The 13,247-nt window shown below is 49.9% G+C and carries 11 protein-coding genes; 6 read left to right on the forward strand and 5 right to left on the reverse strand.

The features are described from left to right. The first annotated feature begins 39 nt into the window (after positions 1-39). The 5 genes from LQ777_RS24165 (at position 40) to LQ777_RS24185 (ending at position 5,172) form a co-directional block, all read left to right on the forward strand. The gene (locus LQ777_RS24165) at positions 40-885 is read left to right on the forward strand and encodes a helix-turn-helix transcriptional regulator (protein WP_232563037.1); all 846 of its coding nucleotides are present in this window, start codon (positions 40-42) and stop codon (positions 883-885) included. Between the two features lie 136 nt (positions 886-1,021). Next, positions 1,022-1,618: a c-type cytochrome gene (locus LQ777_RS24170; RefSeq protein WP_248479244.1), complete on the forward strand. Its 597-nt coding sequence runs from the start codon at positions 1,022-1,024 to the stop codon at positions 1,616-1,618. A 45-nt stretch (positions 1,619-1,663) separates the two neighbouring features. Continuing rightward, positions 1,664-2,170 (forward strand): hypothetical protein, encoded by a 507-nt coding sequence (locus LQ777_RS24175; protein ID WP_232563038.1) that lies wholly within the window; start codon positions 1,664-1,666, stop codon positions 2,168-2,170. A gap of 355 nt (positions 2,171-2,525) precedes the next feature. After that, positions 2,526-3,791 carry an AGE family epimerase/isomerase gene (locus LQ777_RS24180; RefSeq protein ID WP_232563039.1) on the forward strand — a complete coding sequence of 422 codons (1,266 nt, stop codon included), beginning with the start codon at positions 2,526-2,528 and terminating at the stop codon, positions 3,789-3,791. 160 nt (positions 3,792-3,951) lie between these two features. After that, complete coding sequence (locus LQ777_RS24185; protein WP_232563040.1) at positions 3,952-5,172, forward strand: exo-beta-N-acetylmuramidase NamZ family protein; 1,221 nt, start codon at positions 3,952-3,954, stop codon at positions 5,170-5,172. An 85-nt stretch (positions 5,173-5,257) separates the two neighbouring features. Here LQ777_RS24185 and LQ777_RS24190 read toward each other — a convergent pair whose 3' ends face one another. The 5 genes from LQ777_RS24190 to LQ777_RS24210 form a co-directional block, all read right to left on the reverse strand. Continuing rightward, the gene (locus LQ777_RS24190; RefSeq protein WP_232563041.1) at positions 5,258-6,196 is read right to left on the reverse strand and encodes an NAD(P)-dependent alcohol dehydrogenase; all 939 of its coding nucleotides are present in this window, start codon (positions 6,194-6,196) and stop codon (positions 5,258-5,260) included. Between the two features lie 57 nt (positions 6,197-6,253). Next, entirely contained in the window at positions 6,254-8,476 is a 2,223-nt protein-coding gene (locus LQ777_RS24195) for a xanthine dehydrogenase family protein molybdopterin-binding subunit (RefSeq protein WP_232563042.1), read from the reverse strand. An 8-nt stretch (positions 8,477-8,484) separates the two neighbouring features. Next, a complete protein-coding gene (locus LQ777_RS24200) occupies positions 8,485-9,489 on the reverse strand; it encodes an FAD binding domain-containing protein (RefSeq protein WP_232563043.1) in 1,005 nt (334 codons plus the stop codon). Further along, positions 9,486-10,139 (reverse strand): (2Fe-2S)-binding protein, encoded by a 654-nt coding sequence (locus tag LQ777_RS24205; protein ID WP_232563044.1) that lies wholly within the window; start codon positions 10,137-10,139, stop codon positions 9,486-9,488. The genes LQ777_RS24200 and LQ777_RS24205 overlap by 4 nt, the downstream gene beginning before the upstream one ends. Before the next feature lie 189 nt (positions 10,140-10,328). Continuing rightward, positions 10,329-12,662, reverse strand: coding sequence for a S9 family peptidase (locus LQ777_RS24210; RefSeq protein WP_232563045.1), 2,334 nt, complete (start codon positions 12,660-12,662; stop codon positions 10,329-10,331). 251 nt (positions 12,663-12,913) lie between these two features. Here LQ777_RS24210 and LQ777_RS24215 point away from each other — a divergent pair, with 251 nt between their 5' ends. After that, on the forward strand, positions 12,914-13,183 hold the full coding sequence (locus tag LQ777_RS24215) for a hypothetical protein (RefSeq protein WP_232563046.1): 270 nt from the start codon (positions 12,914-12,916) through the stop codon (positions 13,181-13,183). The last annotated feature ends 64 nt before the right edge of the window (positions 13,184-13,247 follow it).

The following is a 13,247-nucleotide window of genomic DNA, read 5'->3' on the forward strand; positions in this document are numbered from 1 at the left end:
TACATTTACAGAATCACGCGCTACAATACGACGATACGAATGAACACGAGTTACGAGGAAATCAAGCCATCACCAGCCCTACAGCCCTTCGTTGAATGCTATTGGCTGCATTATTTCGAGACTAGCAGCAATGAAGAATCGCCCATTCAGCGTTGCCTGCCTTTTGGCGCGATGGAACTGATTATGCACTTGGATGATAACCGGGCTCATGTGTTGTTCGATACGTGTTGGCAGAAACTTCCCCAGGCTTTCTTCGTCGGACTTTATCGGGATACGGTACAGTGGAAACCGGTAGGGACGGGTCGCAAGTTTGGTATCCGGCTTAAACCCGAAAGCCTGCTCCAACTTTTCAACGTACCGGTAGCGTCGCTGTTCAATAATTTCACCGACCTGGAAAGCTTCTTCGGCAAAAGTATCAATCGGTTAATCGACGACGTATATGGGTTACCGGATATTCAGTCGGTTGTTCAGGTAGTGGAACGATTTCTGCTGACTCAATTCAAAAATCTGAACGCCGAGCGGAATTACGTATTTGAAGCGACTCGGGTAATTCGTCAGGCAAAAGGAAATTTGTCGATTGAATCACTAAGTGAGCATCTAGCAGTCAGTAAGCGACAGTTAGAGCGTAGCTTCAAAAATAGCTACGGCACTTCGCCCAAGATGTACCAGCGAATTATCCGCTTCCGCAACGCGTACGAGTCATTCCAGCAAACGTCCAGAACGCCTAACTGGCTAGATATTTCGTACAATTTTGGGTATTCGGATCAGGCGCATTTTATCCGGGACTTTAAAGAGTTTTCCAACGAAGTGCCTACCCTGGTTTATCAGGATACAGAACAATACTTTCGGCGTCCTGCAAAGCATAGCACCGCAAGGCGTGTCTAGCGTCGGGAAACGCGCTCAACGACCGTTTTAAGGTTTATCAATTGGTTTACTTTTTTATTTTCTACCAGACAAATGGTCTGCCTGATTGATCAGCCGCAGACCACAGCAATCGTTTTTTCTTTATAAAGCTAAACACATGATGAAATGGATGTATCTGGCGGCTACAGCCGCTGTGGGGTTGGCTTGTGCCTTTACCACGCATAGCAATACCCCAACTCCCCCCAAACGAACGGGGCATCAGCCTAAGCAATCGAGCCAAGGCGAGTTGGTCAAACGAGGGCAGTACCTGGTTACGATCATGGGTTGTGCGGACTGCCATGCACCGAAAAAGATGACACCCAAAGGACCCGCACCCGACATGGATCGCTTTCTTTCCGGGTACAATAGCGACATACCCTTGGGAACCTACGACAAAGACCTCGTTAAAACGGGTCAGTGGGTATTGTTCAACGGGCAAAATACGGCTTTCATCGGCCCTTGGGGAGTATCGTTTGCCGCCAATCTGACCCCGGACGAAACGGGTATCGGAAACTGGTCGCTGGAGCAGTTCAACAAAGCCATGCGGCAGGGCAAATTCAGAGGAGTGGATAACAGTCGGCCCTTACTGCCGCCCATGCCCTGGCCCAACTACACAGCGATGACGGATGCCGATATGCGGGCAGTATTTACCTACTTGAAGTCGCTTAAACCGGTTTCGAATCCCGTACCTGCGGCTATTCCACCTGCGCCCTAATTGACAAAATACAGTAGACAATCTCTTTTAATGACAACAAATCTAATGAATCGTTTATCAATGTTTAACCGGTGGTCCATCCTTTGCGGACTGCTTTTAATGATCGCTTCGTTTGCCACCGATAACAGCGCTGTAACAGCCCGGACCCATACAGATAATCATTCTGCTTCGTTCGTCGGGATGCGCTGGCAGTTAGCTTCCTTTACACTTGATCAGTCAACTGATATGAATGGAGACAGTAAGCCAGACACCGATCTGACTCAATTTCTCAGACCCTGCGATCTGGACAATGGACTCGTTTTTGAGCCGACCGGTAAGCTAACAGAAGACATCGGCACACTCGATTGTATCCATCAGAAAGCCACCATCAATAAGCCGAGCAGGGGATGGTCGTACGATGGCGAAACGAAAATACTTCGTTTGATCGGTGAAAATAAGAGCGTTTCGGAATGGACTGTTCTAGAATCGCTACCAAAATCATTGAAAGTGAAGGTTGTGATTACAGAGGAAGGTCAACCGCTGACCGCAACGATGATCTGGGAACATTTATAACACTACACACCAATGATTTACCTCTTGAAAAAGTTACGCGTACGAAAAACGAAGCGCTTTAAACGGGTATCATCGCACGTTCGGTCGCAAGTCTGGTGGGGTCACGAGTAAGTAGCCTGCCCATAAGAAACGTTAAGCCGGGGTTTCATACTGCCTTTATAACCATAAAAGGCAGTATGAAACCCCGGCTTGTTTCCTTATTGGTTAGACAGCCAAAAAGTAAGCCGCTTCGGCCTGTTAGTTCTGCATGAGAAATAGATTTTTCGCTCTAATTGCCACTGCTTCGCTACTAGCAGTAACTCAGCCGGTTTTGTCACAGAAAACGACAAGCGACCGAGCCCGTATAGCAACCGAAATGGAGAAATCCATCCGTACGGAAATGCTCAACGACTGGTACCCTCAAGCAATTGATAAGGAGTATGGCGGGTTTCTGAGCACCTTTACGTATGACTTCAAGCCGACTGGCGCTCAGGACAAAATGATTGTGACGCAGGCCCGTCATACCTGGACAAACGCCAAAGCGGCTGAGCGTTACCCGACCGTTGTGCAGTACAAAAGTAACTCGAAACATGGGTTTCAGTTTCTCCGCGACGTGATGTGGGACAAGCAGTATGGTGGTTTTTACAACTTGGTTGACCGGAAAGGTACCGTCAAAGGAACGGGAAATAAGGAGGCTTACGGGAATGCGTTTGGCCTTTATGCCCTGAGTGCTTACTACCACATGTCGGGTGATACAGCGGCATTGAACTTGGCGAAAAAATCGTTTCGCTGGCTCGAAGAACACAGCCACGATCCGGTCCATAAAGGCTATTTTCAGCATTTAGGCCGGGATGGTACACCCATCAAACGGAATGCTTCGGTACCGTCGACCTCGGATCTGGGTTATAAAGACCAGAACAGTTCGATTCATTTGCTGGAAGCGATCACAGAGCTGTATACCGTCTGGCCCGACCCGCTGGTGCGCGAACGGCTGGACGAAATGCTTCGGCTAATCCGCGATGTTATCACGACGCCAAAAGGAAATCTAGTCTTGTTTTTTCAACCAGACTGGACGCCTGTATCATTTCGCGATTCTTCCGAAAGCGTCGTGTTGAAACACCGGAATTTGGACCACATTTCCTTCGGTCATGACGTAGAAACGGCTTACCTGATGCTTGAAGCTTCGCACGTGCTCGGTCTGAAAAACGACACTAAAACGCTGGAAGTAGGCAAACGAATGGTTGACCACGCGTTGGCGAACGGCTGGGATAAACAAGTGGGGGGCTTCTATGATCAGGGGTATTACTTTAAAGACAAGCCCGGTATGACCATTATCCGGAAAAGCAAAAACTGGTGGTCGCAGGCCGAGGGGCTTAACACGCTGCTGCTCATGGCAAACAGGTTTCCGAACGACTCCATGCAGTATTTCAATAATTACAAGCTGCTATGGGAGTACTGCCAAAAATACCTGATCGATCATCAGTATGGCGACTGGTACGAAGAAGGACTTGACAAAGACCCTGAGCGCCGAACAGCCTTAAAAGGACATATCTGGAAAGCGACTTATCATACGTACCGAGCCTTAGCAAACTGCGTTGACCAATCGAAGACAAAAGGGGTAGAGCATTCAACTCACAAATAAAAACAGAAGGCCGCTTTCTCGTGAAAGACGGCCTGTTTGTTTTGCTACTAACGGGCATTTAGGTTAGTTACGCTTGCTTATACAATGTATTCAGCGAAGAAATCATTTTCTTAACAGGAACAGAGTTGTATTTTCGGCGAGTCATCCATCGAGAAAACGCATGAAAAATAGATTGTTCATCGTAAGTGCCTTACTTATCGTCGCTGTTGTTTTTGGATGCGCGGTAAGTCGTCGTACTAAAAAAAGCAAGGAGAAGTCTATCGTAACCGGGGCCGATCAGCCGGATCAGTACGTACCGTATTTAACAGGGAAACGGGTCGCTATACTGGCGAATCAGACTTCCATTATCGGCAAAAAACATCTGGTTGACAGTTTGTCGGCGTTGGGCGTCAACATTGTAAAAATATTCGGTCCGGAACATGGATTTCGGGGCAAAGCCAGTGCGGGTACTTCTGTAGCGGATGAAACCGATAGTGCAACGGGCATACCCGTTATTTCTCTTTACGGTAAGAAAAATAAGCCTTCGAAGGAAGATCTTGCCAATGTGGACATCCTGGTATATGACCTCCAGGATGTAGGTTGCCGTTTTTATACGAATATCAACGCGCTGGTTCGGGTGATGGAAGCGTGTCAGGAGAACAACAAAGAGTTGATGATCCTCGACCGGCCCAATCCTAACGGCTATCTTATCGACGGCCCAATCTTGGACATGCAGTTTAAGTCGGGTATCGGTATGTTCCCAATTCCGATGGCGCACGGATTGACGGTCGCCGAATTTGCCCAGATGGCGAACGGTGAAGGATGGCTTACCAACAAGGTAAACTGTAAGCTCAAAATTGTCAAGGTTGCCAATTATGCCCATGATATGCCGTACACGCTGCCAGTTCCGCCCTCGCCAAACCTGAATACCCAACAGAGTATACTCTTGTATCCGTCCACCTGCTTATTCGAAGGAACGTATCTGAATCACGGACGCGGTACTCATTTTCCCTTCACGGTAATCGGAAGTCCTGAATTGAAAGGCATCTATTCTTTTTCGTATACCCCGACTTCCATTAAGGGTATGGCTGAGACTCCGCTGTTTATGGATCAGGTTTGCTACGGCCTCGATTTGCGCGCCTACGACACCAGCCTGTTGCGGAAGAAAAAGCAGGTTAATCTTCAGTGGCTGATGGAACTGTATAAGGCTCACCCCCACAAAGAGAAGTTTTTTGATTCAAAGCTAAGCAAGGAAATGGGCGTGATTGAAAGGCTGGTGGGCAACGGTTTGTTTCGCAAGCAGATCATGGAAGGAAAATCCGAGAAGGAAATTCGGGCAAGCTGGGAGCCCGGTCTAAGCGCGTACAAGAAGATGCGGGAGAAGTATTTGCTTTATCGTTAATCCATACGCTTTCACTCAACATTGTTAACGGTAGTAGTTGCTGATCTTACTCGCATAACTACCGTTAACAAAGCGAGTACGGGCGCTAGGTGATTTCAAGAGTAATTTTCCCCACAAAATCATCAGTTTCCAGCATCTGATGCGCCGGGCCGACTTGTTCCAGCGGAAACGTCTGCGCGATAAGCGGACGAAGTTTTCCGGATTCTACCAGATCTTTGACGTGCATCAGATCGGGAGCATTCGCACTGACAATCACGAGCTTCATGCGTGGTTTTGCCAAATCGATTAGCGACGAGACCGCACTGGCAAAATCGGTTGCGTCGGGTTTTGTGGTTACCAACAAACCGTCAGGGGTTAAGCTGTCTTCCACGTCCGAAAGGGTAAGTTTGCTAGCCGCATCAAAAATAAGCGCGTAACGGTTGTCTTTCGGGATGGGCTCCGTTTCGTAATTAATTACCTGATCACAGCCTAGCTCACGTGCGGTTTCTGCATGATCACCCTGGCACGTTCCCCTTACTGTAGCGCCCAAACTTTTGGCAATCTGAACGGCAGCTACGCCAACGCCACCCGTACAACCATTGATCAATATCTGATCGCCTGACTTTAACTTACCTTCTTTCAGTAAACCTTGCCAGGCAGTCAGGGCGGTTGTCGGTAAACTCGCGGCTTCCGTGAAGCTAATAGTTTCAGGCTTTAAAGCCGCCACATCAGCATCTACAGCCACCAGTTCGGCATACGTATGACCCGCCATCGGGCTCTTGCACCCGAACACCTCGTCACCTGCTTTGAAGCGGCTGCTTCGCGACTCAACGACTGTACCCGCGAAATCGCAGCCGATAATTTGCTCACCGAACAGACCGGAAACTAATCGCATCTTTCCTTGACGTACAAGTACATCGACTGGGTTTACGGAAGAAGCACGGTTTCGAATCAGGATTTGTCCGTCTTCGATGGTGGGTGCGTCAACTTCTTTAATTTTAAATTCGCTGGGGTCGCCATAGTGTTCGAGAACGGCTGCTTTCATGATGATTTCGGGTTTGTTTCGTTGAGCCTGATTTATTCGGGTTCTAATTGTTCGCTCTTACAGCAGTTTATCCGGAGTAATGGGTAACTCACGGATGCGTTTGCCCGTAGCATGGTAGACCGCATTGGCGATGGCCGCTGCCAGCCCAATCATACCGATTTCGCCCAGTCCTTTAGCGCCCATCGGGTCAATAATAGGATCGGGTTTGTCGATGAGAATAACGTCGATATCCGGTGTGTCAGCGCAAACGGGGACGTGGTATTCAGCCAGATCCTTGTTCATATACCGACCGTAGCGGTGATCCATGACGCCATCTTCCATCAGGGCCATGCCGAGACCCCAGATGACCGAGCCAAGTACCTGGCTCCGAGCAGTTTTATGGTTCATGACCCGTCCCGCATCAACCGCCGAAACCACGCGTGTTACCTTCACCATACCGGTTGCCGGATGCACATGTACTTCCACGAAGTTGGCACAGAACGATTTACCCGAAAATTTTTCGACCTCCGGGCCGCTTTTCGCTTCCTGCTGGACTTCCAGTTCGGGTAATTTGTTTTGCTTGAGAACGTCTATGTACGACACATGGGCCGAGCCATTTTTCAAACGAATTGTCGTGCCCTCGAACACCAGATTACTTTCAGCCGCTTTATACAAGGCTGTTCCTTCTTTATTGACCGCCAACTGGGCCAGTCGCTGTTTCAACGCTACACACACGTCATGCACCGCCGAACCAACCGAAATCACCGTGTGAGATCCGAACTGGGGTGGTGCCTGTGGAAACATTGAATTGCCCAGCTCGACTTTTATTTTTTCGGAAGCTATTCCGGTCAAGTCCGAGGCAATCTGGTTCAGAACCGTGTACGTACCGGGTCCTGTGTCGGCACTTCCTGTCTGAATCGTCAGCGTACCATCCGCTTTTAATTTTGCACGAGCGGATGCCGGACTGCGCTCCGATTTATATATCCCCGAACTCATTCCCTGTCCGACCAGCAATTCACCCGATCGCATAGAGCCCGGTAGCGGGTTACGCTTACTCCACCCGAACCGTTCGGCTCCTCGCTCGTAACATTCTTTCTGAAACTTGCTCGACCAAGGCTTGTTCTTTTCGGGGTCTACCTCGGCGTAGTTTTTCAGTCGCAGGGCAATAGGGTCCATGGTCAGCGCGTAGGCGAGTTCGTCCATCGCCGATTCCAACGCAAATGAACCGCTGGTTTCGCCGGGGCCGCGCGTCCAGCAGGGTGTACTTACATCGAGCGGTACAAGCCGGTACGTTGCCGTAAGATTCGGACACCGGTAGGAAGATTTGGTTGGGTGCAAAATACGTTCCGTAAATTGCTCGTAACTCGACGTTAAGCCATACGCTTCGTGGGTAATGCCAATTAGCGTTCCATCGGCTGCGGCTCCGATCCCCACCTTCTGAATGGATCGGGGCCGGTAGCCAACCATATTAAACTGTTGATCGCGTTTTAACGAAACCTTTACCGGACGGCCTATCTTTTTAGCACCTAAGATAGCCGCCATTTCCTGCGGCCAGATGCGCGACGAACTCCCGAAAGCTCCACCCACAAAAGGCGAATGAAGTTGAATATTTTCTTCCTTCAGGTTAAAGGCTTTCATCAAATCTTTCTGCGCCAGCTTGACGCCCTGTGATTTGTTGTAAACGGTGAGTTTGTCGTCACCTTCCCACACGGCTGTGGCGGCATGGGGCTCCATCGGGTTATGGACGTGAACGGGGGTGTGGTATGTTTGTTCAATCGTAACCGGCGCGGTTTTGTAGGCGTCTTTAGCTCCCCGCGAGTAATCGTCCGGGCGTTCGGGTTTAATCGCTTTGGCCAGGTTATTTTTGGTGCTGGTCTCGTGTGGCTGTTCCTGATAGTGTACCTGCACCAGTGAAGCCGCGTGGGTAGCCCGCTCAAACGTGTCAGCGATAGCGAGCGCAACCGGCTGATTGTTGAAGTAAATGCGGTCGTCGTAGAAAACACGAAACTCCTGCCCGAACACCCTCGACTGAGAATTATCGGTTCCGGCTTCATAACCGGACACTTTAGGCGCATTTTTGTACGTCATAATGGCCAGCACACCCGGCGCTTTTTCGGCTGCCTGCGTATCAATACGGGTAATACGACCTTTAGCAATTGTGCTGGTTACCAGTACTCCGTAGGTGACATTCGGTAAATTATATTCAGCCGCGTATTTGGCGCCACCCGTTACTTTTAGCTGACCATCTACCCGGTTTAATGGATTGCCAATTGATACTTTGTCAAATGCTGTCTCGTCCATAATTGATCTCAGCCTAAACCGGCGGCTGTTTTTAAGGCCTCTATGATAGCTTTAGGGGCCATCTTTACTTTAAAAGCGTTGTGTTCGTAAGCTTTGGCACCCTGCATGGCAATTGTTGCCGCCTGCTCAAACGTAGCCGTAGTAGCGGGTTTTCCTTGCAGCGCTTTTTCCGCTTCGGTTAGCCGCCAGGGTTTATGAGCCACCCCACCCATTGCCAGCCGGGCTTCCTGAATCGTTGATCCGTTCAGGTCAAGGGCAGCGGCCACCGACACCAGCGCAAAGGCGTATGAATTTCGGTCGCGGACCTTCAAGTAATGTACATGCTTAGCAAACGCATTATTCGGAATGTCAACGGCCACGATCAATTCACCACGATCCAGATTCGTATCAATTTGCGGTGTATCGCCCGGAAGACGGTGAAAATCAGTGAACGGAATCCGCCGGTCACCCTTCGGGCCGGATACAAGCACTGTTGCGTCTAAGGCCGCCAGCGCGACGCACATGTCGCTGGGGTGAACGGCGATACAGGAAGAAGTACGCCCCGTCAACGCGGTTTCGGTGCCCCAGATGGCGTGTATCCGGTTATACCCTTCCAACGCGCCACAGCCAGAGCCGGGTTGTCGCTTGTTGCAGGGCATAGCTGTATCATAGAAGTAATAGCAGCGGGTGCGTTGCAGCATATTACCGCCTACGGTAGCCATATTTCTAATTTGCGCCGATGCTCCTGCGTTGAGCGCCTGTGCCAGTAACGGTTGTTTTTCCAGTACCAGTTTACTGTCGGCCACCTCGCTGTTTAACGCCAGCGCCCCAATTCGAAGCGTGTTCCCTTGTTGCTCAATGGTTCGAAGCGTCAGATTATTAATATCGACAAGCGTTTTTGGAGCCGCTATTCCATGCTTCATCAGGTCGATGAGGTTTGTACCGCCCGCAATGAACTGAGCCGTCGGTTCTTTGACCAGTGCATCAATGCTGGCCTTTGGTGTGGCAGGCTGCGTGTATTGAAAGTTGTTCATACTTTTTGACCCCCCTGTTTAACTTCCTTAACAGCCTCGACGATACCCTCATACGCGCCACAGCGACAGATATTGCCACTCATGTATTCCTTGATTTCGGCATCTGAATTCGCGTGTCCTTCCCGAATACACCCCACCGCCGACATGATCTGGCCGGGCGTGCAATACCCACACTGAAAACCATCGTGTTTGATAAAGGCCGCTTGCATGGGATGCAAATGCGCCGATCCACTGGCCTCGGCTTTGGCTAATCCTTCAATCGTGGTAATCTTTTTTCCGTTTTGCATGACCGCAAAGCTCAGACAGGCTAGCGCCCGTATGCCGTTGATGTGTACCGTACAGGCTCCGCATTGTCCGTAATCGCAGCCTTTCTTCGTGCCAGTCAGATCGAGTTGTTCGCGCAGTAGGTCCAGGAGCGTCACGCGTGGTTCGACGTGTAGTGTACGCGAAGTACCATTGATGTCAATGTGTATCGATACTGTATCGGCCTGGGGAGGATTGAGTCCATTCATTTCGGCAGCGTTTACTAAAGAGGAAGGAGATAACGCATAAGCCGTTAGTAACGAAGAGTGTTTCAAAAAGTCACGGCGTGTTTCCTGAGAATGCCCTTCTTCGTTATCAATCGGTGAATCGGGTGGTCTGTTTTCCATACTGGCTAACGTTTATTCATAAAGCACAAAGTGCCTATGCAGGTTTAGCCTGACAGCGAAATGTTATTGTACAGATCGACTAAATCGACTTACCGTCTTTTTCAAAAAACGGCAAGCGCTGTTCAGTAAGCATCTAGATACTTACTGAACAGCGCTTGCCGTTTTGGACCTGAATCGATTTGCTTTACATTATCGAGTGCGTGGATCTGGCTTCGTTTCCACCTGGAATTCGTGCGGTGGTTCCGCGCCCTGAAGGTATTTTACAAAATAATCCCACCGCCGACGCATCATGTAGGGAGTATAGCTTCCAAAACCGTGGGCACTGTTTGGAAAAATCACCAGGTCATAATCCTTGTTGGCTTTTTCAAGTGCCTCAACAACCAATAATGTATTGTAAGGCGGCACGTTGTCGTCCATCATCCCGTGGGCCAGCATTAGTTTACCCTTTAGATTTTTGGCGTAGTTCTGGTTTGCCTGTGCTTCATAATCGACAGCAGACGTTAACCCGTTGTAGCGTTCGCCCCAATCGTCCTCGTAGTTCCGATTGTCGTGGTTGCCCGATTCAGAAATACCTACTTTAAAGAAATCGGGGTAGCGAAACATGGCTGTGGCCGTGGCAAACCCCCCACCCGAATGACCCCAGATACCAACCCGGCTGGTATCGATGTAAGCATACTTCTGAGCGAGTTGCTGAATGCCGGTAATCTGGTCGGTTAATGTATTGGTCGACATGTTGCCATAGCTCATGTCGTGAAAACTTTTTGAGCGCAACGGATTGCTGGTGCCTTCGATTTCGACAACGATAAAGCCAAGCTCGGCCAGTGCCTGATTGTCTTTTCGGGCCGCCGAAAACGACCAGTTTCCTACACTACCACCTTGTGGACCGGGGTAGATGTAATCGACAACGGGGTACTTCTTCGCGGGGTCGAGACGGGTCGGTTTGTACATTAGGCCATACAGGTCGGTTTTGCCATCGTATGCTTTCACTGTAATGGGAACGGGCGGTTGCCAGCCAGTAGCCGTCAATCGGGAAACATCCGTTTTTTCCAGATTTGTAATCAGCTTACCGTCCATGTTTCGCAGCACGACAGTAGGAGGGACGTCCGGTTTGGAATAGCTATCAACGAAATAGCTACCCGATGGCGAAATACTGACCTGATGATTTCCTTCTTCGGGGGTCAGAACGGCGAAGTTTTTTCCGTCAAAACCGATTTTGCAGAGTTGGCCGAAATAAGGATTAATGGCTTGCCGTCCGTTTGCTATGAAATACAGCAACCGTTTTTTCTCATCGACCTTCAACAGCCGGGTAACCAGCCAGTCGCCCTTCGTAATCTGGTTTTTTAGCTTGCCCGTTGCCGCGTCGTACAGATAAAGGTGTCCCCAGTTGTCGCGTTCGGAGAACCAGATAAACTCGTTTGACTTGTCCAGATAACGCCAGTTGATGGCTCCCCAACCGGATTCATACTGCGTAGGAACTGTTTCTTCGAAAATCTCCCGGACAGAGCCCGTTGCCGCATCGGCCAACCGAATTTTTTCCTGCTTGTGATCGCGTGACGTAGACACAAACGCCAGTTTCGACGCATCGTCAGTCCAGTTCACATCGTCGAACGTGCCGCTGCTGGCGATGTCGTCGCTTAGGGTTGCCCGGTGGGGGTCTGCCGGAATCTGCAACTGAATTACTTTGGGATTATCGACCTCAATGATAACGCGCTGGATCGTGGCAATATCCTTATCACCCGGTAGCGGGTACTTCCATTGCTTGAGCGTTGGCTTTCCTACGTTGGTCGTTACCAGATACATGTCACTCACCTGACGCTGATCCTGCTTGAACGTAGCGATCTTTTTCGAATCGGGCGACCACGCCAGAATTGCTCTGTCGCTCGATTTCCAGCCGGCGTTGTCGGTTGCGTAGCCGAAATCCTTAACACCGTCGGTTGTCAACTGGGTTTGTGTACCGGTTTGCACATCGCGAACCCATAAATTGTACTCCTTGATGTAAGCCGCCCGCTTTTTGTCCGGCGATAGCACTTCGATACCCGTTCCGCCCCGGCGTCTCCCGGCGTCGTTGTCAGGCTGGGTTTTTTGGGGTGCCGAGTCGGCTGTAAGTTGGTAGGTCTTTAGATCACAGAGCCACGGCTTGCCGTCGGCCTGGAACGAAACAGATTTACCATCGGGCGAAAAACTGATGCTTTGAAAAGGCAGCATGGCCGCTTCGTACGTCTTACCCGTTGCCTTCGACAAGGCATCGGCCAGTTTTTGGTGATCGAACGCGGCTGAACGCGTTCCCTTAGCAGGATCGACCAGGATAAACTCGCTTCCTTTGGCCGTCAGATCCCGGTACCAAAACCGATCTCCGGCAAACCAGTTGGGCCGCACACTACCATGATCAACTAGTTGCTCGGCGTTGGATGATAGAAAGCGTTGGGCCTGCTGGTAATCCGTAGTGGTTAATTGGGGACGTTGCTGCGCCTGCGCTGAGGCAAATAGCAGAAACGGTATACCGGTAAGCAAAAACTTATTCATGGTTGATGAGGAAAATGACGACAGACGCGCAGAGCGTCCCCGCACGTTAAAACAAGTAAGCAACAAAAATAAGCTAAGCCTTTTATAAACGGTCAGTGTTGGAGCGCTATGGCAAAATATTGTAGCCCATTTGTGCGAAAGATAAGAATCGCATAGGGTATAACAGCAGGCTACTTTTACGAAAAGTATCGCTCTGTCGTATAATTCAGGAGCGTTTCGGAACAGGGTGGTAAAAATCAGGTTGTAACCGTATGAATGAACAACCTTCTGGCCGACAGTGGAAAACCCTCGAAATAGCCGTTGATCAATTCCGGCAACGAATGGAACGGATCGCTGGTAGTAGCTCTGGAAAGGGTTCGGTTTATTCTCGGCTGGCTTTGATTCATCAGGCAGCAAAAGCCTATGCGGTAGAAACAGCGCCAGCAAGCATAACCGTTGAGATCGAAGAAATTACCAATCCTCCGTTGTACGAGGAGGACTTAAGCGATGACCCCGTCGTGATTCAGTTTAGCTATTGGTGATTGAATTTCTTTGCAAAACCGGTACTGCTTGATACGCAAAAGATCCTCTTCGTCTTTGTGAGGT

The organism is Spirosoma oryzicola, assembly GCF_021233055.1.
Lineage (GTDB): Bacteria > Bacteroidota > Bacteroidia > Cytophagales > Spirosomataceae > Spirosoma > Spirosoma oryzicola.